Here is a 24,571-nt window from a genome sequence, read left to right on the forward strand (position 1 = left end):
GTGTACCCCGAAGGGCCTTACCGCTCGACTTGCATGTGTTAAGCACGCCGCTAGCGTTCGTCCTGAGCCAGAATCAAACTCTCCGTTGAAGACTCACGAAACACCCCGAAGGGTGAATCAGAAATATCTAACTAGAGTCCGAAAAATCTAGCAAAGCGAACACCAGCAAAATAAGATTCGCTGTTGTTCAAAAATGTCCAACCTCCCACGACCGGGGGGTACGCGAAGGCTGGAACCAATACAATATTGGCACTGACATTCATCGACACACTATTGAGTTCTCAAAGAACACACGCACACACATCCGACCCGACGATCAGTCGAGGTTTCCGTGAGGCAAGGGTTCGTACTGTAGTCCAAGCAACCCGCCGGACGCAAATCCGGTCAAGCCCTGAACACGCAATCAGTCAGGCGCTCATCGTCCTACCTCGTGTCTCAGCGGGGGCTGAGTCGGTGTCCGTGTCGCTCTGACTCGAACTAAGTTACGTGCCGCCAAACACGAAGTCAAATCGGCTGGTCAGCAGGCTATTTCGGCGTACCGACGCGCTCGACCTGTCCACCGAGGGCTTGCATCTGCTCGACGAACTTGGGGTAACCGCGGTCGATGTGGAACACGTCGTGCACTTCGGTGACGCCGTCGGCGACCAGACCGGCCAGCACCAGGCCGGCTCCGGCACGGATGTCGGAAGACCACACCGGGGCGCTGGACAGGCGCGGGATGCCGCGGACCACGGCGTGGTGACCGTCGGTGCGGGCGTCGGCGCCGAGGCGGATCATCTCCTCCACGAAACGGAAACGGGCCTCGAAGACGTTCTCGGTGATCATCGAGGTGCCGTCGGCGATGGCGGCCAGGCCGATGGCCATCGGCTGCAGGTCCGTGGGGAAACCCGGGAACGGGAGCGTCGCGAAGTTCACCGCACGCGGACGCTCCGGCTGCACCACCCGGAAACCGTTGGGCTCGTAGGAGATTCGCGCACCGGCGGAACGCAGCTTGTCCAGCACCAGGGCCAGGTGCTTCGGGTTCACCCCGGTGACGCGCACATCACCGGTGGTCATCGCGGCCGCGATCCCCCAGGTGGCGGCGACGATGCGGTCGCCGATCACCCGGTGCGTGGTGGGACGGAGGCTCTTGACGCCCTGCACGGTGAGCACCGAGGAACCGGCACCGTCGATCCGTGCACCCATCTGCGTGAGCATGGTGCACAGGTCGACGATGTCGGGCTCGCGTGCGGCGTTGTCGATGACCGTCTCGCCCTCGGCGAGCACCGCCGCCATCAGGATGTTCTCGGTGGCGCCCACCGACGGGAAGTCGAGCCGGATCCGCGCGCCCTGCAGCTCCTCGGCCTTGGCGACCACGCATCCGTGCTCGATCTCGCTGGTCGCGCCCAGCAGGCGCAGACCGGCCTGGTGCATGTCGAGCGGACGCGAGCCGATCGCGTCACCACCGGGCAGGGCAACGACCGCGCGCTTACACCGGGCCATCAACGGACCGAGCACACACACCGAGGCGCGGAACTGGGTGACCGCCGGGAAGTCCGCGTGGTACTTGGGCTCCGCCGGGGTCACGATCGTCACGACCGATCGGTCACCGCTCTCGTCGTCGGAGATGGTCACATCACAGCCGAGGCCGCGCAGCACCTCCGCCATCAGCGGGACATCGAGGATGTCGGGGCAGTTGGTGATGGTGGTTGTGCCTTCGGCCAGCAACGACGCGGCCATCAGCTTCAGCACGCTGTTCTTCGCGCCGCCGACCGCGACCTCGCCGACGAGCTGATTACCGCCGGAGACCAGAAACCGTTCGCTCACCCCGCCAGCTTATCGACCGATGCGCCACGACACGCCCCCCTGTCACCAAACCGGCTCGATCGGGCCGGAACTCGTGGCCGCCGAGCCGCTTTCGCGCTAGCGTCCGCCGCCCGGTTGCCACAGCACGTCACCCTCGGGATTGGTGTAGCGGCTGAGGATGAACAGCAGGTCCGACAGGCGATTGAGGTATTTCGCGGGCAGCACGCTCGTGTCGTCGGGGTACGCGGCGACCGCGGCCCAGGCCGATCGTTCGGCGCGGCGGGCAACCGTACGTGCGGTGTGCAACAGCGCGGCCAACGGCGTGCCGCCGGGCAGGATGAACGAATTGAGGGGCGCGAGAGACTCGTTGAACTCGTCGCACCACCCCTCGAGCCGGTCGATATAGGACTGGGTGATGCGCAGCGGCGGGTACTTGGGGTCGGCCACGATCGGGGTCGACAGATCCGCGCCCGCGTCGAAAAGGTCGTTCTGGATCCGGCGCAGCACCGACAGGATCTCGGGCGCCGGCGTACCGAGGGCAACCGCGACACCGAGCGCGGCATTGGCCTCGTCGCAATCGGCGTAGGCGACCAGGCGCGCGTCGGTCTTGGCGACCCGGGAAAAATCGCTCAGACCCGTAGTTCCGTCGTCACCGGTCCGGGTGTAGATCCGGGTGAGGTGGACCGAAGATCGTGGCTGCGAGTCGTCCGGCATCTCAGATCGGGCCCTTTCGCTTGGCACGGTCCGACGGCCGCGACTCCATCCACGACAGAAAAGCCGCCATCGATCCGCGGTCGAGTGCCAATTCGAAGTTGGCGTGCGGGTCGGTGACGGCTACCACGACGATGTCGTCGGTCATGATGTCGAACTCGTCGCCCTGGGGATGCCTGCGTTCGACGATTTCGAGGCCCTGACGGTGAATCGTGCTGTCCGGGCCGAATTTGAGGCTGGTGAGTTTGAAGAAGACGAGCCGGTCCTCGTCGTAGCGGATGAGGCCGTGCCGCCAGCCCTGGCCGCCGCGCGCGGGCAGTACCCGCAGCAGCGCGGCCGTCCCACCACGGCGCAGCATGACCAGCCGATAGGTGGAAGCGCCTGCGATGAACACGAGCGTCAGCACCAGAATGATCAGGAGAACCATCCCGGTTTGCAATGCCGTACGCCCTTTCGCTCCACTCGGGGTGCCGTGGACACCCCTGTCATATTCAATCACGGCCGCCCGAAACGGTTCCGCCCGGATCCGTCATCCTCCGGATATAACACTGCCGGCGGTGAACTCTGGGAGTTCACCGCCGGCAGTGTTGGTGTTGTGAAGCGATCAGGACGCGGTGGTCGCCTCGACGGCCCGGACCTGACCCTGCGCCGCGCGCAGCTGCGCCTCGTCGGCATCCGCGTCGGCGAGCACCTTGCGTGCCGCGTCGACATCGACCTCGCCCGCGAGATCGGCTGATTCGGCCAGCACGCGAACGGTATCGGCGGTCACCGAGAAGAAGCCGCCGTGCACCGCGGCGACGATCCGCTCGCCCTCGGTCGGCACGATGGTCACCGTGCCGCCCTCGACGAGCTGACCGAGCAGCGGCTCATGGCCCGCCATGATGCCGATCTGCCCCTCGGTGGTCTGCGCGCTGACGAACGAAGCCTGGCCGGACCAGAGCTTACGTTCGACAGCCACGAGATCGACCGTCATCGTCCTGGAAGTGGACTCTGCCATCGTGGACTACTTTCCGGCGATCTTCTTCGCAGCGGCCTCGACGTCGTCGAGTCCACCGCAGGAGTTGAACGCCTGCTCCGGGAAGTGGTCGAACTCGCCCTTGCAGACCCGGTCGAAGTCGTCGATGGTCTGCTCCAGCGGCACGACCGAACCCGGCTGACCGGTGAACTTCTCGGCCACGATGAAGTTCTGGCCGAGGAACTTCTCCAGACGACGGGCGCGGCCGACGAGGACCTTGTCCTCTTCGGAGAGCTCGTCCATACCGAGGATGGCGATGATGTCCTGCAGCTCCTTGTACTTCTGCAGGATCCGCTTGACCTCGTTGGCGACCCGGAAGTGGCGCTCGCCGACGATCGAAGCCTCGAGGATACGAGAGGTCGAGGTCAGCGGGTCGACGGCCGGGTAGATGCCCTTCTGCGAGATCGGGCGGGAGAGCTCGGTCGTCGCATCGAGGTGGGCGAAGGTGGTCGCCGGCGCCGGGTCGGTGTAGTCGTCGGCGGGGACGTAGATCGCCTGCAGCGAGGTGATCGAGCGACCACGGGTCGAGGTGATGCGCTCCTGGAGCTCACCCATCTCGTCCGCCAGCGTCGGCTGGTAACCCACGGCCGAAGGCATACGACCCAGCAGGGTCGAGACCTCGGAACCGGCCTGGGTGAAACGGAAGATGTTGTCGATGAAGAGCAGCACGTCCTGGTGCTGGACATCGCGGAAGTACTCCGCCATGGTCAGCGCGGACAGGGCCACGCGCATACGCGTGCCCGGCGGCTCGTCCATCTGGCCGAAGACGAGGGCGGTGTCCTGGAGGACGCCCATCTCTTCCATTTCCAGGTGGAGGTCGGTGCCCTCACGGGTACGCTCACCGACACCCGCGAACACCGAGGTGCCGGAGAACTCGCGAGCGATACGGGTGATCATCTCCTGAATCAGAACGGTCTTGCCGACACCGGCACCACCGAACAGACCGATCTTGCCGCCCTTGACGTACGGGGTGAGCAGGTCGATGACCTTCACACCGGTCTCGAGCATCTCGGTCTTACCCTCGAGCTGATCGAAGCTCGGGGGCTTGCGGTGGATGCCCCACTGCTCGCCGTCGCGGCCGAGGCCGGGCGAGTCGAGGCAGTCGCCGAGGGCGTTGAACACGTGGCCCTTGACGATGTCGCCGACGGGCACCGAGATCGGCTTGCCCGAGTCGGTGACGCTCGCGCCACGGACCAGGCCGTCGGTCGGCTGCATCGAGATGGTGCGCACGATGTTGTCGCCGAGGTGCTGGGCGACCTCGAGGGTCAGGGTCTTGGCCACCGACGCGAGCTTGATGTCGGTGTTCAGAGCGTTGAACAGCTCGGGAATGGCGCCACGCGGGAACTCGACGTCCACGACGGGGCCGATGACACGGACGACGCGGCCGGCGGTTTCGCCCGCCTTCTTCGCGTTGTCCTGAGTGACAGCTGCGGTCATTAGATTGGTTCTCTTCCTGCGCTTCTAGTCGCGGTCCGAGCTCGACGCCAGCGCGTTCACGCCGCCGACGATTTCGCTGATTTCCTGCGTGATCTGGGCCTGACGCACCGAGTTCGCCTCGCGCTGGAGCACACTGGCCAGCTCGTTGGCGTTGTCGGTCGCCGCCTTCATTGCGGTGCGCCGAGCCGCGGACTCGGATGCCGCTGCCTCGAGCAACGATGCGTAGATTCGCGTGTTGACGTACTTGGGCAGCAGAGCACCCAGCAGCACGTCGGCGTCCGGCTCGAACTCGTACTGCGCCGACACAACCACGTTCGGCGAGTCCGACATGATGTCGTCGCCGAGCTCGTAGTTCTCGTCGACGAAGCTGACCTGGATCGGCGCCAAGCGGCGCACCTCCGGGGTCTGGGTCAGCATCGAGACGAACTTGGTGTACACGATGTGCAGCTCGTCGACACCCGCCATGGTCCCGCCGCTGAGCGTCGGAACCTCACCGTCGGAGCCGGCCATGAAGGCCTCGACCAGGTGCTGGCAGGCGGCCGACGCATCGGTGTACTTCGGCTGCTGCGAGAAACCGGTCCACGACGCCTGGAACGGGCGGTTGCGGAACTTGTAGTACGTGAGGCCCTTGTTGCCCATCACGTACAGCACCGGTTCCTTGCCCTCGCCACGCAGGGTGGTCATGAGCTCCTCGGCGCGCTTGAGCACGTTGGAGTTGTAGCCACCACACATACCGCTGTCACTGGTGATCACCAGGACAGCGGCCCGCCGAGCGTTGGCGCGCTCGGTCAGCAGCGGGTGCGACAGGTTCTTCGAGGCGCTGGCCAGCTCACCGAGGACCTTGGTGATCTCCTCGGCGTACGGCTTGGCGGCCGCGACCCTGGCCTGGGCCTTGGAAATTCGCGAGGTCGCGATCAGTTCCTGAGCCTTGGTGATCTTCTTGATCGAATTCACACCACGAATGCGGGAGCGCAATTCGCGCAAACTTGCCACTACGATTCACTCCCTTCATTCGCCGTATCGATAGTTGCCGACATCAGTGCTGACCCGGCTTACTTGTCGACGTGCTTGCGGGTGACCGACAGCGACTCGACCTCTTCGTGGTCCAGATCGCCCGCGGCGGCCTCGTTCACGACGCGGCTGCCGTCCGAAGCAAGGAAGCCCTGCTTGAACTTGTCGGTCTCGGACTTGATCGCCTCGGCGGCCTCGCCGTCGAGCGGCTTGCGGCCACCCTCGAGCGCGTCGAACGACGACTGGGTCACGCTGTGCAGGTGCTCGAGCAGCTCGGTGGTGAAGCGACGCACGTCGGCGACCGGAACCGAGTCGTAGTAGCCGGCGTCGACCAGGTAGATCGAGACGACCTGATCCTCGACGGCGACCGGGGAGTACTGGTTCTGCTTGAGCAGCTCCACCCAGCGGGCACCACGCTCGAGCTGTGCCAGCGAAGCGGCGTCCAGGTCGGAGGCGAAGGCGGAGAACGCCTCCAGCTCGCGGTACTGGGCCATTTCCAGACGCAGCGAACCGGCGACCTTCTTCATGGCCTTGGTCTGGGCGGCGCCACCGACACGGGAGACCGAGGTACCGACGTTGATCGCCGGGCGGACACCCTTGTTGAACAGGTCGGACTCGAGGAAGACCTGGCCGTCGGTGATGGAGATGACGTTGGTCGGGATGAACGCCGAGACGTCGTTGGCCTTGGTCTCGATGATCGGCAGACCGGTCATCGAGCCGCCACCCATCTCGTCGGACAGCTTCGCGCAACGCTCCAGCAGACGGGAGTGCAGGTAGAAGACGTCACCGGGGTACGCCTCGCGGCCCGGCGGACGACGCAGCAGCAGCGAGATGGCGCGGTAGGCCTCGGCCTGCTTGGTCAGGTCGTCGAACACGATGAGGACGTGCTTGCCCTGGTACATCCAGTGCTGGCCGATGGCCGAACCGGTGTAGGGGGCCAGCCACTTGAAGCCGGCGGAGTCCGACGCGGGGGCGGCGACGATGGTGGTGTAATCCATCGCGCCGTGCTCCTCGAGCGCGGTCTTGACGCCCGCGATGGTGGAGCCCTTCTGGCCGATCGCGACGTAGATGCAGCGGACCTGCTTGGTCGGGTCGCCCGACTCCCAGTTCGCCTTCTGGTTCAGGATCGCGTCGACGGCGACGGCGGTCTTGCCGGTCTTGCGGTCGCCGATGATCAGCTGACGCTGGCCGCGGCCGATGGCGGTCAGCGCGTCGATCGCGGTGATACCGGTGGCCAGCGGCTCCTCGACCGGCTGACGCTCCAGCACGGTCGCGGCCTGCAGCTCCAGCACGCGGCGGTCGTCGGCTTCGATCTCGCCCAGGCCGTCGATCGGCTGGCCGAGCGGGTTGACGACGCGACCGAGAAACTTGTCACCGACGGGAACCGACAGCACGTCGCCGGTGCGGCGGACCTGCTGGCCCTCCTCGAGCGAGGCGTACTCGCCGAGGATGACGGCACCGATCTCGGTGTCCTCGAGGTTCAGCGCGACGCCGAGGACGCCGCCCGGGAACTCGAGCAGCTCGTTGGCCATCGCCGACGGCAGGCCGCTGACGTGCGCGATGCCGTCGCCGGTGTCGGTCACGAGGCCGACTTCTTCGATGGAGGTTTCCGGGGTGTAGCTCTGGGTGTAGCTCTCGATCGCGCTACGGATCTCGTCGGAGGAGATCGTCAGCTCCGCCATGTTGTTCCTGCTCTCGCTGTGGTCTCGAATGTCGGGGGTTGAAGAAGAACTGCGAAGGTGGCGTCCTGGTCAGGACATCGCGCGGCGCAGCTTCTCCAGTCGGCCGGTGGCGCTGCCGTCGATGACGTCGTCTCCGACGCGCACGACGACGCCGCTCAGCAGCGTCGGGTCGACCTGCACGTGCACGGTGACCGCCTTGCCGTAGATCCGCTGCAGGGAAGCCGCCAGCTTCTCCTTCTGCTGATCGGTCAGCGTGACCGCGGCGTGCACATGGGCGACGATCTGGTCACGACGGGCCGCCGCCAGATCGGACAGGGCGTCGAAGGCGACGCCGATGTTGTTGGTCCGCAGCCGGACGACGGCCTGCTCGGCCAGCGCAACGGTGACCGGCTCGGCCTTGCCGTTGAGCAGCCGCTCGATCAGCTCACGCCGCGCCGAGGCGGGCTTGCCGTGATCGGACAGTGCCTGCTCCAGCTGCGGGTTGTCGGCGATGATCCGGCCGAGCCGGAACAGCTCGTCTTCCACCGCGTCGAGCCGACCGCCGTCGGCGGCGGACTCGAGCAGAGCCTCCTGCCCGAGCAGCTCCAGGGTGTCGACCAGGTCGCGGGTGCGTGACCAGTTCTGCGCCACCGCGGTGGTCAGCACTGCCTGCGTGGCAGCGCTGACCTTGCCGCCGAAGATCCGCTCACTGAGTTCAGCGCGCGCCGAACCCGGCACCGAGGAGTCCGCGAGCGCCACACGCAGCGAACGCTGGTCGTCCAGCACGGCGACAACGGCGAACAGTTCCGACCCCGTTGTGGCCGCAACAGTTTCGCTTCCGGTCAACGCGGCCCGAAGCGCCTCGCGAGACCGGGCACTGGCCTCGCGGCTCGCTGCGTACATGCTTCTCACTTTCGCGTCGCTACCTTCCGACCCCGATGGCGTCGGTGTCGTCGAGTTCCTTGAGGAACTTGTCGATCGACGCCGCCTGCTTGGCTTCGTCCGAAACCGACTGACCGATGATCTTCTCGGCCAGCTCGACGGCCGTACGGCCGACCTCGGAACGCAGCTCCGTCAGGATCTGCTGGCGCTGGGCTTCCAGCTGGGAGTGACCGGCGGCGACGATGCGGTCGCTTTCGGCCTGGGCGTCCTGGCGCATCTGCGCGAGGATCTGCTGCCCCTGGGTGCGCGCATCCTCACGGATACGTGCGGCCTCGAGCCGGGCGTCGGCCAGCTGCTGCTGGTACTGCTGCAGCGTCTGCTGTGCCTCCGCCTGGGCTGCTTCGGCCCTGGCGATACCGCCTTCGATCTTGTCCGTGCGCTCTTCGAGGGTCTTGGTCACACGTGGGATCACGTACTTCCAGAACAACAGACCGATGACGATGACACAGACGATCGACCAGACGATGTCGTACGTTGCGGGGACGAGAGGATTCACATCCTCTCCCCCTTCGGCGGCGAGCATCATGATTTCGCGCATCGGAATCAGAAGATGAAGCCGGCGACGAGGCCGATCAGCGCCAGGGCTTCGGTGAACGCGATGCCGAGGAACATGGTGGTGCGGATCTGGCCGGACAGCTCGGGCTGACGCGCGATGCCTTCGATGGCCTTACCGACGACGATGCCGACGCCGATGCCGGGGCCGATCGCAGCGAGGCCGTAGCCGAGGGCGCCGAAGCCCTTGAAGGTGCTTTCGGTGTTCGCGGCTTCCTGGGCCAGGTAAGCGAGGCTCATGAGTCTTCTTTCCCTTTCTGTTGCTCACCCGCCGGTCGGCGTGTGCAGCAGGTTTGGCGGTATGTAGGTGGTTCGGTCGGGTCTAGTGGTCGGCGGCGTGCTGCGACTGCCCGATGTACACGGCGGCCAGCAGCGCGAAGACGTAGGCCTGCAGGAAGATGACCAGCAGCTCGAACAGAGTGAAGCCGATGGCAGCCAGCAGTGAGAAGGGCGAGAAGACCTTCATCCACGCGGTCGCGTCGAACAGGAAGAACCAGGTGGCGCTGAAGAACAGCACCAGCATGATGTGGCCGGCCAGCATGTTGGCCATGAGACGGACGGTCAGCGTGAACGGGCGCAGGATGAAGGTCGAGATGAACTCGATCGGAATCAGCAGCACGTGCAGCGCGATCGGCACGTCGGGGACGACGATGCTGTGGCGGATGTAGGAGAAGAACCCGTACTTCCTGATGCCCACGTAGTTGTAGACGATGTAGACGATCGCGGCGAGGACCAGCGGCATGCCGATGCGCGCGTTCGACGAGATGTTCAACCCGGGAATCACACCGGAGAAGTTCAGAAAGAGAACCGTGAAGAAGATCGTCGCGAGCAGCGGGAGGAACTTCTTGCCGGATTCTTTGCCGAGTACCTCGTCGGCGATCTGCTCCTTGACGAAAACCACACCGGCTTCCATCACATTCTGCAGGCCGCGCGGCACGATCTTCGGCGAGCGGAAAGCCAGCACGAAGACGGCCACCAGAACGGCGGTCATCAACAGCCGGACCAGCATCAGGCGATCGAGTTCGAACGGCGTACCCTCGAACAGCACCGCTGGAGGGAAGAAGTCGGACAGCGATGGCGCGTGGAACTCGCCCGCCGCCAAAGTGATGACGCTCAGCGTTCTCTCCCGTGTTCGGGCCGCGGGTACGACTGTCATTCCCGCGGTTCGATCGGACATTGACGATCAATGGGGGTCGACTTTTGTCGGCTCGAAATTCGACAGCCGCTGATACGAGGGATACCTGTATTAGCTTCTGTACGGGCGTCGGCGACATCGTCGACATGCTTCAACCGGGCACATTCCACCCGGATCGGCAGTAAGCATAGCGGCCCCGGGTGGGATCTCGGTGATCCCCCCTTGGTAACCCGAGGCATAGCCCGAATCCCCGGACCGCGCCCCTAGCTTGGGTGCTTGCTTACCAACACTTTACCAAGCTATCTACGACAGTGCGTAGCTGGGTGGGATTATTCCTGCTCGGAAGCCGTTTCGCTGTCTCCCGCGCGTGTCGTGACGTACGGGACCTTGTGTCGCACAACGCCGTAGGTTTCGGCACCGAGCACGATCAGCAAGGCTCCTACCACGGTGAAGAACAGCGCGGGCCTGCTGTAGAAGTCGAACTGGTTGAGCACACCGACGACGATCAGCACCACCAGCAACTTGGCGACCCAGCTGACCAGCAGGACCATGCCCGCCATCTGCGGCGGCAGCTTCGCGCCGAACAGCACCGACACCACGGTGGTGAGGATGAATCCGCCACCGATCGCGGCGCCGAGCAGCGCACCCCACAAACCGGGCATCCCGGCGAGGAGGGAGGCGATCACCACCGACGCGACCACGAGCACGCCGAGGCCGATCAGTCCGTAGCGCAGCGCGGCGCGCAGCGGGGCGTCGGGGCCTGGCACGGTTTCGGGTGTAAAGCTCACGGCCCGCACTTTACCTTGCGGGCCGAAGTCAATGCTGGGCCGACTCCGTGCGGCGCATCGAGGGGATCACCGTCACCACCAGCGCGAACACCAATCCGCCCGCCACCAGCAACACCACCAGCCGCCGGTCCATCAGCGAAGTTCCTACCGCGCCGAAGGCGAGCACGCCGACCCATAAATAGATGAGCAACACCACGCGGCGCTGGGAATGCCCGATCTGCAACAGTCGGTGATGCAGATGCATTTTGTCCGGTGTGGAAAAACTCACGCCCGCGCGCACACGGCGCACGATCGCCAGCAACAGATCGAGCACCGGAATGAACATCACCGCGCCCACCAGCAACAGCGGCGAGAGCAAACCCACAATGTCGCGCGGGCCATAGCCCTGCAGCGGAATTCGGCCCGACGCACCGGTGGAAACAGCTGCCAGCATCAAACCGATCATCATCGACCCGGTATCGCCCATGAAGATTCGGGCCGGGGAGAAATTGTGCGGCAGAAATCCGAGGCACGCGCCGGCCAGCGCGGCGGCCAGCAAAGCGGGCGGATACGTGTCGACCGAGCCGCCCTGGTCGTAGAGCAAACCCACGGAGAACGCGAAAACAGCCACCGCGCAGATCAAACCGAGGCCGGCGGCCAGGCCGTCCAATCCGTCGACGAAGTTCATCGCGTTGACGAGCGTGACCGTGATGCCGACCGTCACCAGACCGCCCTGCAGTGCGTCGAGCACCACGGTGGTGTCGTTGAACGGGTCGTAGATCACGTACCAGCTCAGGCCCATCACGGCCATCACGCCTGCCGCGGTGACCTGTCCGGCGAATTTGGTCAGCGCGTCCAGTCCCCAGCGGTCGTCGACTATGCCGACGAGCACGATGATCGTCGCGGCGACGAGTACGGCGGGAATATCGGGCGCGTAATCGAAGCCGCGGCGCAGCGCGGGCAATTGATGTGCGAACAAGATCGCGGCCACGACGCCGACATACATACCGACGCCGCCCATCCGGGGAATCGGTTTGACGTGCACATCGCGTTCACGCGGAATCGCCACGGCGCCGAAACCGATGGCGAGCACCCGGACACCGCCGGTGGCCAGGAAGGTCACCGTCGCCGAGACGAGCAGCACGAGCAGGAGCTCACGCAGGGGAACGACTGAGCTCATCGCAGGCGGGCGATCACCGGTTGGTGGAGCTGGTCAGGGCCTCGGGCGCCATCCCGAGCACCTCGGCGATATCGGCCACCGGCACCGCACCCTCCCGCAACACCCGAGGTTGGTCCGCGGTGAGGTCGACGATCGTGGAGGCGACGGCGTGCTCGGCCGGGCCGCCGTCGAGGTACACGCTCGCCAGCGAGCCGAGTTGTTCACGAGCCTGTTCGACGGTGGTGGCGGGCGGCTGACCCGACACATTGGCACTCGACACCGCGAGCGGGCCGACCGCGCGCAGCAGTTCCAGCGCCACCGGGTGCAGCGGCATCCGCAACATCACGGTGCCGCGCGTGTCACCGAGATCCCAGGCCAGCGAAGGTGCCGCCTGCACAACGAGGCTCAGTGCACCGGGCCAGAAGGCACGGATCAGGTCACGTGCCTGCGGGCGCACCGAGAACACGAGTCCGTCGATGGTGTGCCAGGAGCCGACGAGCACCGGGACCGGCATATCGCGACCGCGCCGCTTGGCGGCGAGCAGGTCGGCGACGGCGGACGAATCGAATGCGTCGGCGGCGATGCCGTAGAGGGTGTCGGTGGGCATCACGACGAGGCGACCCGACTTCAGCGCACTGGTGGCCGCGGTGATCCCCGCGTCTCGAGACGCCTCATCGGCACAGTCGTAGACAGTACTCAAAGCTGTCCGCCTCCTCCGCGTACTTTCCCGGTCTTTAGCTGCGGGCAAGAGTGTAGCCCCCGGTGCGAGGGGCCGGTTCCGAGGGACTTTTGGGCGCACATCAGGCGGTTAGCCACATGATTGCCCGGTGGAGCGGCGACGGAATCGCCGCGCTCCCGTCTCCGGCGGTTCAGCCGTTCGAGGGCCGGTGGGCAGTGACGAATCGGGGCTTTTCGGACAGGTCGGTGTGTTCGGCGACGTCGGTGAGGTCGGCGGCCGACAGCAGCGCCGCTACTCCCCCGCCGTTGGTGTCGTCGTGTTCGACGGCGGTGGCGCCGCCGGGGCGCAGGAGGCGGGCGATCGTCGGCACCATGCCCCGGATGACGTCGAGACCGTCGGGACCGCCGAAGAGGGCGCGGTGGGGGTCGTGGTCGGCGACCTCGGGGTCGAGGACCGCGTCCTGGGGGATGTAGGGCGGGTTGGCGACGACCAGGTCGGCGCGGGCGGTGAGGTGTTCGACCACGAACGGGTCGGTGACGTCACCGGAGTACAGGGTGATGGGGGTGTCGCCCGCGGCGATGCGCATGTCGGCGTTGCGGCGGGCCCAGCGCAACGCGTCGGGATCGAGTTCGACGGCGTGCACGTCGGCGTCCGGGCGGGCATGCGCGATGGCCAGTGCCAGCGCGCCGGAGCCGGTGCACAGGTCGACGACGATCGGTGCGTGCGCGAGGGGCCGCAACTCGAGGTAGCCGAGCGCCCAGGCGAGCAGCAACTCGGTTTCGGGCCGCGGCACGAACACACCGGGGCCGACGGCGAGGTCGACCGCACCGAGGGGCGCAGTTCCGGTCAAGTGCTGCAACGGGATTCGCGCGGCACGCTGGTCGATTGCGTGGTCGATGCGGGCTGCGGTCTCGGCGTCGATCATCGGGATCAGCGCCAACCGCATGCGATCCACGTCGAGCGCGTGGGCGGCCAGCACCTCGGCATCGAACATCGGCGAACCGACACCCGCCTCGGCCAACCGCCCCGCTGCGGCAACAATCAAGGGGCGCAACGGAATTCGCCCAGCCTCGGACACGTTCACAGCAACCTCCGCATTCGCCCGCGGTCGTCGCGCACGACCGACAGTGCCCGAACTACTGCTTCCCACGCCGGTCGCGAACCCGTTGTTCGTACTCCGGTGCGCGGCGAATCAACCGGCTCGTGGCGGTCCATGCTCTTACTCGGCAGCCATCCGGGCCTCGCGTTCGGCTTTGCCGAGCGCGTCGAGCAGCGCGTCCATGTCACCGTCGAGGACGGCGTCGAGGTTGTGCGCCTTGAACCCGATGCGGTGATCGGCGATCCGGTTCTCGGGGAAGTTGTAGGTGCGGATGCGCTCGGAGCGGTCGACGGTGCGGATCTGGCTGGCGCGACCGGCCGCCGCCTCCTGCTCGGCCTGCTCTTCGGCCAGCGCCTGCAACCGGGCGGCGAGGACCTGCATGGCACGGGCCTTGTTCTGCAACTGGGAGCGTTCGTTCTGGCAGGTCACCACGATGCCCGAGGGCAGGTGGGTGATGCGGACGGCGGAGTCGGTGGTGTTCACGCCCTGACCGCCCTTGCCGGAGGACCGGTACACGTCGATGCGCAGGTCGGTCTCGTCGATCTGCACCTGCTCGACCTCGTCGGGCTCCGGGTAGATCAGCACGCCCGCGGCCGAGGTGTGGATGCGGCCCTGCGACTCGGTCACCGGCACGCGCTGCACGCGGTGCACGCCGCCCTCGAACTTGAAGCGCGACCACACACCGTCGCGCGCGGCGTCCTTGCTCTTGATCGACAGCGTCGCGTCCTTGTATCCGCCCAGGTCGGAGTAGGTGACGTCGAGCGTCTCCACCTTCCAGCCGTGCCGTTCGGCGTAGCGGATGTACATGCGCGCCAGGTCGGCGGCGAACAGCGCCGACTCCTCGCCACCCTCGCCGGACTTCACCTCGAGCACCACGTCGTCGCCGTCGTGCGGGTCGCGTGGGGCGAGCAGATCGGCAAGGGCCTGCTCGAGTTCGGCCAGCTGGGCTTCCAGCCCGGGCACCTCGGCGGCGAAGGTGGCGTCGTCGGCGGCCAGCTCACGGGCGGCCTCGAGGTCGTCGCGCACCGCTTCGAGCTTGCGGTAGGTGCTCATCACCGGCGCCAGCTCGGCGAACCGCTTACCAACCCGGCGTGCCGCGCCCGCGTCGTTGTGCAGCGACGGATCGGCCAGCTGCGTCTCCAGGCCCTGGTACTCGGCCAGGATGTCGTCGATGGCGGACGGTTGCGTCACGGGAGGATTCCTTCGGTGTGCGGGGCGACGGCTCGGGTAGAGAAACCACCGACGCCCGGCCTGCGAAGTGCAGAACCGGGCGTCGGGGGAGGCAACTAGCTTTCGGCGTCGGCCTTCTTGCCTGCGCGCTTGCCGTAGCGAGCCTCGAAGCGAGCCACGCGGCCGCCGGTGTCGAGGATCTTCTGCTTGCCCGTGTAGAACGGGTGGCACTGCGAGCAGACCTCGACCGTGATCTGGCCGGACTCCTTGGTGGAGCGAGTCTGGAAGGTGTTGCCGCAACCACACACGACGGTGGTGTCGACATACGTGGGGTGGATTCCTGCCTTCATGGGCGTCCTCTCGATAATGGTCGCCGGGTCGTAGCCCCATGGAGTGGAGTACGTGAACCGGAACCGACTAGGCGGGATGTCTGCGAACTCGCAGACACACAGCGGTCCAGTATGCCAGACCCGGCCGCCCTACCGATAACACCCCCTACCCTTCGAATGTTCCCGGCAAACCGAAAGGGCCCCGCCGAAGCGGAGCCCTTTCGTTCTGTCACTCGTCGAGTGCGCCCGGTGCGGTCTTGGAGACCGACATCAGGAACTCGAGGTTGTTCTTCGACTTCTTCAACCGGTCGATGAGCAGGTCGATCGCCTGATGCGAATCCAGGCCCGAGAGCACCCGGCGCAGCTTGTGCAGCACCGCGGCCTCGTCCGGGGACATCAGCAGTTCGTCCTTGCGGGTACTCGACAGGTTCACGTCGACCGCCGGGAACACGCGGCGCTCGGCGATCTTGCGGTCGAGCTTGAGCTCGGCGTTACCCGTGCCCTTGAACTCCTCGAAGATCACCGTGTCGCCGGTGGAACCGGTCTCGACCAGCGCCGTGGCGATGATCGTGAGCGAGCCGCCGTTCTCGATGTTGCGGGCCGCGCCGAGGAACCGCTTGGGCGGGTACAGCGCGGTCGAGTCGACACCACCGGAGAGGATGCGGCCCGAGGCGGGCGAGGAGTTGTTGTACGCGCGGCCCAATCGGGTGATCGAGTCGAGCAGCACCACAACGTCTTTGCCCATCTCCACCAGTCGCTTGGCCCGCTCGATGGCGAGCTCGGCGACGGAGGTGTGGTCGGCCGGCGGCCGGTCGAAGGTGGAGGCGATGACCTCACCCTTCACCGAACGCTGCATGTCGGTGACCTCTTCGGGGCGCTCGTCGACCAGCACGACCATGAGGTAGCACTCGGGGTTGTTGGTCGCGATCGCGTTGGCGATGTCCTGCACCACGGTCGTCTTACCGGCCTTGGGCGGGGAGACGATCAGCGCGCGCTGGCCCTTGCCGATCGGCATGATCAGGTCGATCACGCGGGTGCTCAGCTTGTTGGGCGTGGTCTCGAGGCGCAGTCGCTGGTTCGGGTACAGCGGGGTGAGCTTCTGGAAGTCGGGACGACGCTTGGCCGCCTCCACCTCGCCACCGTTGACGGTGTCCAGGCGCACCAGCGGGTCGAACTTCTGACGCTGGTTGCTCTGCTCGCCGTCGCGCGGCGCGCGGACCGCACCGGTGATGGCGTCACCGCGGCGCAGACCGTTCTTGCGGACCAGGTTCATCGACACGTACACGTCGTTGGGTCCGGCCAGGTAGCCGGAGGTCCGCACGAAGGCGTAGTTGTCGAGCACGTCGAGGATGCCCGCGACGGGCTGCAGGACGTCGTCCTCGCGGATCTCGAAGTCGCGGGCCTCGCCGCCACCGGAACCGGTGCCACCGTCGCGGTCACGCCCACGACGACGCTCACGGAACCGACGGCCCCGGCGACCGCGGCCGCCTTCCTCGTCGTCGCCACCACGATCACGGTCGTCGCGCGGGCCACGATTGCCGCCCGCGTTCCCGTTCTGGTTCTGGTTGCGCTCGCCGCGCTCGTTCTGGTTGCGGTCGTTCTGATTACGCTCGCCACCGGCATTGCGCTCGCCGCCGGCATTGCGGTCGTTGCGCTCGCGACGACGCTCGCCCTGCTCGCCACCCTCGGCCTGCTTGGGCTCCTCGGTGCGAGTCTCGGTGCGATTCTCGGCGGGGGCGTTCTCGCCGCCACCGGAACGGGCCTGGTCACGACCGCGACGCTGCCTGCCACGGCCACGCTGACCGCTCTCGCGACCGGACTCCTCGCCCACCTCGGCGGGGGCTTCGGTCTTGGCCTCGACCGGCTTGGTCGCGGCGGTCTCGGTCTCGGCCTGCTTGGTCTCGGCGGCCTTGGTCTCGACCGGCTTCACCTCGGCCGTCTTCGCCTCTGCCGCCTTGGATTCGGCGGCGGGCTTCTCGGCCTTGGCCGGGCGCTCCCGCTTGGCGGGGGCCTCGGCGGCGGCAGGCGCGTCGGCCGTCACGGCGGCGGCTTCGGCAGGCTTGGCACCCTTGGCAGGCGCTCCGGCCTGGTTTTCTTTGATTGCGGCGATGAGATCGCCCTTGCGCATACCGGAGGTGCCTCGGATACCGAGTTCCCCAGCGAGCGCACGCAACTGCGGCAACAGCATTCCAGTCAGCCCCGATCGTGCGACGTCGGTGTGTTCGCTCATTTTCGAAATCTGTCCGGATTCACTTTCGCGGCCGCCCGAATTCGTCGGGTCGGTATCCACCCCGGGTGTCGCGAGCAGGTCCGTTTCTGTCACGGAAATCCTTTCCTTCCCTCGAATGCCGTGTGCTGAGTCGAGGGTTCGTTCCGCAGACCCGGCAACATATGCCGAGCTCGGATTATGCGTCCCACAGGACGCGTGTGCCGTACTACCCGCCCCGCCGGACCGGAGGCTTCGCCACCAGAAGAAAGTGGTAAGGGGAGCGATTGCCCTGATGAAGCACCGGCGTCTGATGCGCACGATGTACGGACCACCCCAGAATAGCCGCCTATCACGAACAACGGCAAGGCAGGCACGCCGTCAGTCGATCGACACCCCGTCGGCGATACCTGGCTCGACCACGCGCAAACCGTCTTTCTCGGCCAGTTCGCGCAGGTCAGCGGGGAATTCCATGGTCGTAAGCGCGAGGATGGTCGGGCCCGCACCCGAGACCGTCGCGGCGATTCCGGCGTCACGTAGCCGCTCGATCCAGGCGGTGGTGAGCGGTAGCGCGGGGGCACGCTGGGTCTGGTGCAACCGGTCGGCGGTGGCCGGCATCAGCAGGTCGGGACGCTCGGTCAGCGCGACGACGGCCAGGGCCGCGCGGCTCACGTTGAACGCCGCGTCGCCGTGGGGCACCTGCTCGGGCAGCAGCCCGCGCGTGTGCGCCGTGGACGAACGCTCCTGCGGAATCAGCACCACCGGACGCAGCGCCCGCGCGGGATCCAGGCGTACAGCCCGGTAGGCGCGGGCCTCGGCGTCGGTCTCGGTCCACGAGACGACGACACCGCCGAGCACGCTGGCGGCGGCGTTGTCGGGGTGACCCTCGAACTCCGAGGCCAGCTGAACCAGCCGGTCACCGTCGAGGCGAAGTGCCTGGTCGAACTTGGCGGCCAGCCCGGCACCGGCGGCCAGGCCACCGACCACGGCCGACGCGCTGGAACCGAGTCCGCGTGAATGCGGAATCACGTTGCGGCACACGACATCGAGGCCGTCGGCCCAGACGCCGAGCGATTCGAGGCCGCGCTCGATGGCGCGGACGACCAGATGGGTCGGTCCCCACGGCACGTCGTCGGCGCCCTCACCCTCGACCCGGATCGCGAGACCGGATTCGGTGGTGCGCACGACGATTTCGTCGTAGATGCCCAATGCCATTCCGAGACAATCGAATCCGGGTCCGAGGTTGGCGGTGGAGGCCGGAACGCGCACGGTCACTTCGAGACCGGCGGGCAAGGTCGCTGTCATCAGCGTCGGCTCACGTGCGGTCAACTCAGGCCAGCTCGAGTTCGCGGGCGATAGCGACCGGGTCCACCGCGATCGGCTTGACCTCGGGCATTCCGGCCAGCGCGTTGTCGGGGTCCTTGAGGCCGTTGCCGGTGACGGTGCACACGACGGTCAGGCCCGAATCCAGCCAGCCCTCCTTGCGCGCGGCGAGCAGACCGGCCACGCTCGCGGCCGACGCGGGCTCGACGAACACGCCCTCGGTCGCGGCGACGAGACGGTAGGCGGCGAGGATCTCCTCGTCGGTGGCGGCGCGGAAGGCGCCACCGGACTGCTCCTTGGCCTCCATCGCACCGTTCCACGAGGCCGGTGCGCCGATGCGGATCGCGGTGGCGACGGTCTCGGGATCCTTCACCGGAGCACCGTTGACCAGCGGCGCGGCACCGGCGGCCTGCACGCCGAGCATGCGCGGCAGCACCGAGGTGATGCCGTCGGCGTGGTATTCGCGGTATCCGCGCCAGTAGGCGGTGATGTTGCCCGCGTTGCCGACGGGCAGCACGTGCACGTCGGGCGCCTTGCCGAGCACATCGCAGATTTCGAAGGAGGCGGTCTTCTGCCCCTCGATGCGGGCCGGGTTCACCGAGTTGACCAGTCCGACCTGCGGGAATTCGGCGGTCACCTTGCGAGCCAGCTCGAGGCAGTCGTCGAAGTTGCCCTCGACCTGGATGATCTTGGCGCCGAGCATCACGGCCTGGGCCAGCTTGCCCATCGCGATCTTGCCCTGCGGGATCAGCACGGCGCATTCCATGCCCGCGCGGGTGGCGTAGGCGGCGGCCGAGGCCGAGGTGTTGCCGGTCGACGCGCACAGCACGGCCTTCTGACCGCGGTACTTGGCGTCGGTCATGGCCATGGTCATGCCGCGGTCCTTGAACGAACCCGTGGGGTTGGCGCCCTCGACCTTCAGGTACACCTCGCACCCGGTGAGTTCGGACAGGTGCGTGGCGGGGACCAGCGGAGTACCGCCCTCGAACAGGGTCACCGGCTCCAAATCGGCGGCACCGGCGAGGCGGTCGCGGTAGGCAGCGATCAGACCGGGCCAGCGCGAATGCACGCCGGTCTGGGGGGCGATGCCAGTGGAGCTCATGATTCTTCGGTGCCTTCCAGTCTGAGAACGCTGGTCACAGCGGTGACGGAATCCATTTCCGCCAGTACCGCGACAGTATCGGCCAGCGACGACTCCACCGCATGGTGGGTGACGACCACGAGCCGGGCGCCGTCGCCGTGACCCTGCTGACGCACGGTGGAGATGCTCACCCCGTGCTGGGCGAAGGTGTCGGCGACTGCGGCGAGCACGCCGGGACGGTCCTCCACCTGCAGGTTCACGTGGTAGCGGGTGGGGGTGTCACCGATCGGCGCGATCGGCAGCTCAGCATAAACCGATTCGCCCGGTGCGCGACCACCGTAGAACTTGTTGCGGGCCGCCATCACCAGGTCGCCCAGCACCGCCGAGGCGGTCGGCGCGCCGCCCGCGCCCTGCCCGTAGAACATCAGGCGACCGGCGTTGTCGGCCTCCACGACCACGGCGTTGAACGCGCCGTTGACCGAGGCGAGGGGGTGCTTGCGCGGGATGAGCGCCGGGTACACGCGCACGGAGACGCGGTCCTTGCCGCCTTCGGCCGCGCTCGGCTCACCGGGGACGCGCTCGCAGATGGCGAGCAGCTTCACCGTGCAGCCGACTGCCGAGGCGGTCTCGAGGTCTTCGGCGGTGATCTTGGAGATGCCCTCGCGGTACACGTCGGCGGCGGTGACGCGGGTGTGGAACGCCAGCGAAGCCAGGATCGCGGCCTTGGCGGCGGCGTCGTAGCCCTCCACGTCGGCGGTGGGGTCGGCCTCGGCGTAACCCAGGTCGGTGGCCTCGGCGAGGACGTCGTCGTAGGCGGCGCCGGTCTCGTCCATCGCGGAGAGGATGAAGTTGGTCGTGCCGTTCACGATGCCGACGACCTTGTTCACCCGGTCACCCGAGAGCGACTGGATCAGCGGACGCACCACCGGGATCGCGCCGGCGACCGCGGCCTCGAAGTACAGGTCGGCGCGGCTGCTCTCGGCGGCGGCGGCCAGCTCGCCGGTGTAGTCGGCCAGCAGCGCCTTGTTGGCGGTGACAACGGACTTGCCCGCGGCGAGGGCGTCGCCGATGAGCTTGCGGGCCGGGTCGATACCGCCCATGACCTCGACCACCAGGTCCACATCGTCGCGGGCAAGCAGCGCCTCGGCGTCGGTGGTGAGCAGCTCGGCGGGCAGCCCGCGGTCCTTGGACAGGTCGCGCACGGCGACACCGCGCAGCACCAGCGGCGCGCCGACTCGCGAGCGCAGGTCGTCGGCGTGGTCGCGCAGCACGCGCACCACCTCGGTGCCGACGGTGCCCATGCCGAGCACGGCTACGCCGAGCGGGCGCCCCGCGTCGTTGGTGCCGTTCATCCTTCTACCTCCAGGCTGAGCAGGTCCGCCACCGTTTCCCGGCGCAGAATCAGTCGCGACTCCCCCTCGCGCACCGCGACCACGGCGGGCCGGGTGAGCAGGTTGTAGCGACTCGACATCGAATAGCAGTACGCCCCCGTTGCCGCGACCGCGACCAGGTCGCCCGGTCCGGCGTCGGCGGGCATCCACGTGTCGCGGATGACGATATCGCCGCTCTCGCAATGCTTTCCGACCACGCGCGCGACCACGGCGTGCGCGTCGGAGCTCCGCGAGACCAGACGGCAATCGTAATCGGCCTGGTAGAGCGCGGGGCGGATATTGTCGCTCATCCCGCCGTCGACGCTCACGTACCGGCGACGCGCGCCACCGTCGAGCTCGACGTCCTTGATGGTGCCCACCTCGTAGAGGGTGACGGTGCCCGGTCCGGCGATCGCGCGGCCCGGCTCGACCGCGATGATCGGCTCGGGCAGCCCCGCGCGGGCGGCCTCCGCGGCGACCAGGTCGCGCAGCTTGGCGGCGAACTCGTCGAGCTCGGGCGGGTTGTCGCTGGGCAGGTAGGCGATGCCGAGGCCACCACCCAGGTCGAGGGTGGAGATCTGGGCGGTGCGTTCCACACCGAACTTGTCGATCGCCTCGCGCAGCAGGCCGAGCATGCGGCGGGCCGCGATCTCGAAGCCGTCGAGCTCGAAGATCTGCGAACCGATGTGGCTGTGCAGGCCGACCAGGCGCAGGTTGTCGGCCTCGAAGACGCGCGCCAGGGCTTCCATCGCGTCGCCGCCCGCGATGGAGAAACCGAACTTCTGGTCCTCGTGGGCGGTGGAGATGTACTCGTGGGTGTGCGCTTCGACGCCGACGGTCACGCGGACCAGCACGTCCTGCACCACGCCCGCCGCACCGGCGACGGCTTCCAGGCGTTCGATCTCGTAGAGCGAGTCCACGACCACGTGGCCGACGCCCGCCGCGACGGCAGCCTCCAGCTCGGGGACGGACTTGTTGTTGCCGTGCAACGCGATTCGCTCCGCGGGGAAGCCCGCGTTGAGCGCGATGGCCAGCTCTCCACCGGAGCACACATCGAGGGAAAGGCCCTCGTCGCGGATCCAGCGGGCGATCTCGCCGCACAGGAACGCCTTCGACGCGTAGTGCACGCGAGCGGCGGTGCCGAACGCGGCGACCATGTCGCGGCAGCGCGAACGGAAGTCGTCCTCGTCGATCACGAACAGCGGGGTGCCGTACTGCGCGGCCAGCTCGGTGACGGGGATGCCCGCCAACCGGACCACGCCGTCGTCACCGCGCGAGGCGTTGCGCGGCCACACGTGTTCGGGCAGGTCGATCATCTCGCGCGGATCGGTCGGCCGCTCGCCGAGCGTCGGGGCGTGCGGGATCTCGGCGTGCCGAGGCCCGGCGGGGTGTGCACTCATCGAGCGTCCTTCCTGAAAAAGTCTGCGGAGCTCACATGCGCTCCGGTGCGCTCACGCCGAGCAGGGCCAGGCCGTTGGCCAGCACCTGACGGGTTGCCTTCACCAGTTCGAGGCGAGCGGCGTTGAGCGGACTGACGTCGTCGTCACCCTTGGGCAGCACGCGCATGTCGTCGTCGGACTGGAACGGGTGGTAGACCCCGGCCAGTTCTTCGAGGTAGCGGGCGATCCGGTGCGGTTCGCGGGTCTCGGCGGCGGTGGCGACCACGCGCGGGAAATCACCGAGGGTCCGGATCAGGTCACCTTCGCGGCCGGACGTCATCAGCGCGAAATCCGGTGTCACAGTGGCGAATTCGGGGTACTTGGCGGCATTGCCGATGATGCTGTTGGTGCGCGAGTGCGCGTACTGCACGTAGTACACCGGGTTCTCGCTGCTGGCCTTGGTCCACAGGTCCAGGTCGATGTCGATGCTCGAGTTCACCGAGGACCGCACCAGCGAGTAGCGGGCCGCGTCGACACCGATCTGCTCGACCAGGTCGTTGAGCGTCACCACGGTGCCCGCGCGCTTGCTCATCTTCACGGCCTGGCCGTCGCGGACCAGGTTCACCATCTGCCCGATCAGTACCTCGACGGTGTCGGGGTCGTCGCCGAAGGCGGCCGCGGCGGCCTTCAACCGGCCGATGTAGCCGTGGTGGTCGGCGCCGAGCATGTAGATGGCCAGGTCGAAGCCGCGCGAGCGCTTGTTCTGGAAGTAGGCGATGTCGCCGGCGATGTAGGCGGCGGTGCCGTCGCTCTTGAGGACCACCCGGTCCTTGTCGTCACCGAACTCGGTGGAGGCGATCCACCACGCGCCGTCCTTCTCGTACAGGTTGCCCGAGTTCTTGAGCTGCTCGACCGCACGCTCGACGGCGCCCGAGGCGAACAGTTCGCTCTCGTTGAAGTACACGTCGAAGTCGGTGCCGAAATCGTGCAGGTCCTGCTTGATCTGGGCGAACATCTGCTGCACGCCCTCGCGCCGGAACAGCTCGTGACGCTGGTCGGCGGGCAGGGTGAGCGCATCGGGATGCGCGGCGACGATGCTCGCGGCGATCTCCTGGATGTACTCGCCCGCGTAGCCGTCCTCGGGGGTCGGCTCGCCGAGCGCGGCGGCGACCAGCGACTTCGCGAACCGGTCGATCTGGGCGCCGTTGTCGTTGAAGTAGTACTCGCGGGTCACGTCGGCGCCCTCGGCGGCCAGGATGCGGCCGAGCGCGTCACCGACCGCGGCCCAGCGGGTGCCACCGAGGTGGACGGGACCGGTCGGGTTGGCGGAGACGAATTCCAGGTTGATCTTGGTGCCGGTCAGCGCCGACCCGGTGCCGTACTTGTCCGCCGCGGTCAGGATCTGGGTGACGATCGCGCCCTGCGCCGACGCGGCCAAACGGATGTTCAGGAAGCCGGGGCCCGCCACTTCGGCGACCTCGATACCTTCGGTGGCCGACAGCGCCTCGGCCAGCCAGCCGGCCAGCTCACGCGGATTCGTTCCCACCCGCTTGGCCACCTGCATCGCCACATTCGTGGCATAGTCGCCGTGTTCGGGGTTGCGCGGACGCTCCACTGTGACCTGCTCGGGCAGGACCGACGAGTCCAGTCCACGTTCGACAAGCACCTTCGCCGCGGTGGTGCGAAGGAGATCTGCAAGGTCAGCTGGAGTCACGAGTCTCTATCCTATTGGCTGGGCGGCTCGCAACCACGACCGCCCG

23 protein-coding genes and 1 rRNA gene are annotated in these 24,571 nt (G+C 67.2%); all 24 read right to left on the minus strand.

All coding sequences use genetic code 11. From position 1 onward, the window contains the following. Positions 1 to 89: ribosomal RNA gene (locus AB0I19_RS09760) — 16S ribosomal RNA — on the minus strand; the annotation flags it as partial. A 436-nt stretch (positions 90 to 525) separates the two neighbouring features. Continuing rightward, the gene (murA, locus tag AB0I19_RS09765; protein WP_067490426.1) at positions 526 to 1,806 is read right to left on the minus strand and encodes a UDP-N-acetylglucosamine 1-carboxyvinyltransferase; all 1,281 of its coding nucleotides are present in this window, start codon (positions 1,804 to 1,806) and stop codon (positions 526 to 528) included. A gap of 96 nt (positions 1,807 to 1,902) precedes the next feature. After that, positions 1,903 to 2,499 (minus strand): cob(I)yrinic acid a,c-diamide adenosyltransferase, encoded by a 597-nt coding sequence (locus AB0I19_RS09770; RefSeq protein WP_357146747.1) that lies wholly within the window; start codon positions 2,497 to 2,499, stop codon positions 1,903 to 1,905. Between the two features lies 1 nt (position 2,500). Beyond that, positions 2,501 to 2,923, minus strand: a complete 423-nt coding sequence (locus AB0I19_RS09775) for a DUF2550 domain-containing protein (protein WP_357146750.1) — start codon at positions 2,921 to 2,923, stop codon at positions 2,501 to 2,503. Between the two features lie 177 nt (positions 2,924 to 3,100). After that, positions 3,101 to 3,493, minus strand: a complete 393-nt coding sequence (locus AB0I19_RS09780; RefSeq protein WP_067490434.1) for a F0F1 ATP synthase subunit epsilon — start codon at positions 3,491 to 3,493, stop codon at positions 3,101 to 3,103. A 6-nt stretch (positions 3,494 to 3,499) separates the two neighbouring features. Then, a complete protein-coding gene (gene atpD, locus AB0I19_RS09785) occupies positions 3,500 to 4,948 on the minus strand; it encodes a F0F1 ATP synthase subunit beta (protein ID WP_067490436.1) in 1,449 nt (482 codons plus the stop codon). A gap of 24 nt (positions 4,949 to 4,972) precedes the next feature. Then, positions 4,973 to 5,941 carry a F0F1 ATP synthase subunit gamma gene (locus AB0I19_RS09790; protein WP_357146752.1) on the minus strand — a complete coding sequence of 323 codons (969 nt, stop codon included), beginning with the start codon at positions 5,939 to 5,941 and terminating at the stop codon, positions 4,973 to 4,975. A gap of 59 nt (positions 5,942 to 6,000) precedes the next feature. Then, positions 6,001 to 7,641 (minus strand): F0F1 ATP synthase subunit alpha, encoded by a 1,641-nt coding sequence (atpA, locus tag AB0I19_RS09795; protein ID WP_357146755.1) that lies wholly within the window; start codon positions 7,639 to 7,641, stop codon positions 6,001 to 6,003. Positions 7,642 to 7,710: 69 nt separating this feature from the next. Continuing rightward, positions 7,711 to 8,523: a F0F1 ATP synthase subunit delta gene (locus AB0I19_RS09800; RefSeq protein ID WP_357146758.1), complete on the minus strand. Its 813-nt coding sequence runs from the start codon at positions 8,521 to 8,523 to the stop codon at positions 7,711 to 7,713. 19 nt (positions 8,524 to 8,542) lie between these two features. Beyond that, positions 8,543 to 9,100, minus strand: coding sequence for a F0F1 ATP synthase subunit B (locus AB0I19_RS09805; protein WP_067490448.1), 558 nt, complete (start codon positions 9,098 to 9,100; stop codon positions 8,543 to 8,545). Between the two features lie 5 nt (positions 9,101 to 9,105). Further along, positions 9,106 to 9,354 (minus strand): ATP synthase F0 subunit C, encoded by a 249-nt coding sequence (locus tag AB0I19_RS09810; RefSeq protein ID WP_357146760.1) that lies wholly within the window; start codon positions 9,352 to 9,354, stop codon positions 9,106 to 9,108. An 82-nt stretch (positions 9,355 to 9,436) separates the two neighbouring features. After that, a complete protein-coding gene (gene atpB / locus AB0I19_RS09815; protein WP_225282119.1) occupies positions 9,437 to 10,270 on the minus strand; it encodes a F0F1 ATP synthase subunit A in 834 nt (277 codons plus the stop codon). A gap of 308 nt (positions 10,271 to 10,578) precedes the next feature. After that, the gene (locus AB0I19_RS09820; RefSeq protein ID WP_174550346.1) at positions 10,579 to 11,046 is read right to left on the minus strand and encodes a hypothetical protein; all 468 of its coding nucleotides are present in this window, start codon (positions 11,044 to 11,046) and stop codon (positions 10,579 to 10,581) included. 19 nt (positions 11,047 to 11,065) lie between these two features. Beyond that, entirely contained in the window at positions 11,066 to 12,196 is a 1,131-nt protein-coding gene (locus tag AB0I19_RS09825; protein ID WP_067641551.1) for an MraY family glycosyltransferase, read from the minus strand. A gap of 13 nt (positions 12,197 to 12,209) precedes the next feature. Further along, on the minus strand, positions 12,210 to 12,875 hold the full coding sequence (locus AB0I19_RS09830) for an L-threonylcarbamoyladenylate synthase (protein ID WP_357146763.1): 666 nt from the start codon (positions 12,873 to 12,875) through the stop codon (positions 12,210 to 12,212). 169 nt (positions 12,876 to 13,044) lie between these two features. Then, on the minus strand, positions 13,045 to 13,938 hold the full coding sequence (gene prmC / locus AB0I19_RS09835; RefSeq protein WP_357146766.1) for a peptide chain release factor N(5)-glutamine methyltransferase: 894 nt from the start codon (positions 13,936 to 13,938) through the stop codon (positions 13,045 to 13,047). 135 nt (positions 13,939 to 14,073) lie between these two features. After that, the gene (gene prfA / locus AB0I19_RS09840) at positions 14,074 to 15,144 is read right to left on the minus strand and encodes a peptide chain release factor 1 (protein ID WP_181697479.1); all 1,071 of its coding nucleotides are present in this window, start codon (positions 15,142 to 15,144) and stop codon (positions 14,074 to 14,076) included. 95 nt (positions 15,145 to 15,239) lie between these two features. Continuing rightward, positions 15,240 to 15,473 carry a 50S ribosomal protein L31 gene (gene rpmE / locus AB0I19_RS09845; RefSeq protein ID WP_067490466.1) on the minus strand — a complete coding sequence of 78 codons (234 nt, stop codon included), beginning with the start codon at positions 15,471 to 15,473 and terminating at the stop codon, positions 15,240 to 15,242. A 208-nt stretch (positions 15,474 to 15,681) separates the two neighbouring features. Then, positions 15,682 to 17,682, minus strand: coding sequence for a transcription termination factor Rho (gene rho, locus AB0I19_RS09850; RefSeq protein WP_357146769.1), 2,001 nt, complete (start codon positions 17,680 to 17,682; stop codon positions 15,682 to 15,684). 357 nt (positions 17,683 to 18,039) lie between these two features. Continuing rightward, positions 18,040 to 18,963 (minus strand): homoserine kinase, encoded by a 924-nt coding sequence (gene thrB / locus AB0I19_RS09855; RefSeq protein ID WP_357147708.1) that lies wholly within the window; start codon positions 18,961 to 18,963, stop codon positions 18,040 to 18,042. 25 nt (positions 18,964 to 18,988) lie between these two features. Then, positions 18,989 to 20,083 carry a threonine synthase gene (gene thrC / locus AB0I19_RS09860; RefSeq protein ID WP_357146771.1) on the minus strand — a complete coding sequence of 365 codons (1,095 nt, stop codon included), beginning with the start codon at positions 20,081 to 20,083 and terminating at the stop codon, positions 18,989 to 18,991. Then, positions 20,080 to 21,414 (minus strand): homoserine dehydrogenase, encoded by a 1,335-nt coding sequence (locus AB0I19_RS09865; RefSeq protein WP_067641542.1) that lies wholly within the window; start codon positions 21,412 to 21,414, stop codon positions 20,080 to 20,082. Before AB0I19_RS09865 ends, thrC begins: the two co-directional genes overlap by 4 nt. Beyond that, entirely contained in the window at positions 21,411 to 22,832 is a 1,422-nt protein-coding gene (lysA, locus tag AB0I19_RS09870; RefSeq protein ID WP_357146774.1) for a diaminopimelate decarboxylase, read from the minus strand. Before lysA ends, AB0I19_RS09865 begins: the two co-directional genes overlap by 4 nt. A gap of 31 nt (positions 22,833 to 22,863) precedes the next feature. Then, the gene (argS, locus tag AB0I19_RS09875; protein ID WP_357146777.1) at positions 22,864 to 24,525 is read right to left on the minus strand and encodes an arginine--tRNA ligase; all 1,662 of its coding nucleotides are present in this window, start codon (positions 24,523 to 24,525) and stop codon (positions 22,864 to 22,866) included. Positions 24,526 to 24,571: the final 46 nt, after the last annotated feature.

The organism is Nocardia sp. NPDC050413, from assembly GCF_040655475.1.
GTDB lineage: Bacteria > Actinomycetota > Actinomycetes > Mycobacteriales > Mycobacteriaceae > Nocardia > Nocardia coubleae.

What these genes read in the sequence shown, in the direction of transcription:
- AB0I19_RS09770 (WP_357146747.1), bottom strand. Translation starts at nt 2,499, where the DNA reads ATGCCGGACGACTCGCAGCCACGATCTTCGGTCCACCTCACCCGGATC.
- AB0I19_RS09775 (WP_357146750.1), bottom strand. Translation starts at nt 2,923, where the DNA reads ATGGTTCTCCTGATCATTCTGGTGCTGACGCTCGTGTTCATCGCAGGC.
- AB0I19_RS09780 (WP_067490434.1), bottom strand. Translation starts at nt 3,493, where the DNA reads ATGGCAGAGTCCACTTCCAGGACGATGACGGTCGATCTCGTGGCTGTC.
- atpD (WP_067490436.1), bottom strand. Translation starts at nt 4,948, where the DNA reads ATGACCGCAGCTGTCACTCAGGACAACGCGAAGAAGGCGGGCGAAACC.
- atpA (WP_357146755.1), bottom strand. Translation starts at nt 7,641, where the DNA reads ATGGCGGAGCTGACGATCTCCTCCGACGAGATCCGTAGCGCGATCGAG.
- AB0I19_RS09800 (WP_357146758.1), bottom strand. Translation starts at nt 8,523, where the DNA reads ATGTACGCAGCGAGCCGCGAGGCCAGTGCCCGGTCTCGCGAGGCGCTT.
- AB0I19_RS09805 (WP_067490448.1), bottom strand. Translation starts at nt 9,100, where the DNA reads ATGCGCGAAATCATGATGCTCGCCGCCGAAGGGGGAGAGGATGTGAAT.
- AB0I19_RS09810 (WP_357146760.1), bottom strand. Translation starts at nt 9,354, where the DNA reads ATGAGCCTCGCTTACCTGGCCCAGGAAGCCGCGAACACCGAAAGCACC.
- atpB (WP_225282119.1), bottom strand. Translation starts at nt 10,270, where the DNA reads ATGACAGTCGTACCCGCGGCCCGAACACGGGAGAGAACGCTGAGCGTC.
- AB0I19_RS09825 (WP_067641551.1), bottom strand. Translation starts at nt 12,196, where the DNA reads ATGAGCTCAGTCGTTCCCCTGCGTGAGCTCCTGCTCGTGCTGCTCGTC.
- rpmE (WP_067490466.1), bottom strand. Translation starts at nt 15,473, where the DNA reads ATGAAGGCAGGAATCCACCCCACGTATGTCGACACCACCGTCGTGTGT.
- rho (WP_357146769.1), bottom strand. Translation starts at nt 17,682, where the DNA reads ATGAGCGAACACACCGACGTCGCACGATCGGGGCTGACTGGAATGCTG.
- thrB (WP_357147708.1), bottom strand. Translation starts at nt 18,963, where the DNA reads ATGACAGCGACCTTGCCCGCCGGTCTCGAAGTGACCGTGCGCGTTCCG.
- thrC (WP_357146771.1), bottom strand. Translation starts at nt 20,083, where the DNA reads ATGAGCTCCACTGGCATCGCCCCCCAGACCGGCGTGCATTCGCGCTGG.
- AB0I19_RS09865 (WP_067641542.1), bottom strand. Translation starts at nt 21,414, where the DNA reads ATGAACGGCACCAACGACGCGGGGCGCCCGCTCGGCGTAGCCGTGCTC.
- lysA (WP_357146774.1), bottom strand. Translation starts at nt 22,832, where the DNA reads ATGAGTGCACACCCCGCCGGGCCTCGGCACGCCGAGATCCCGCACGCC.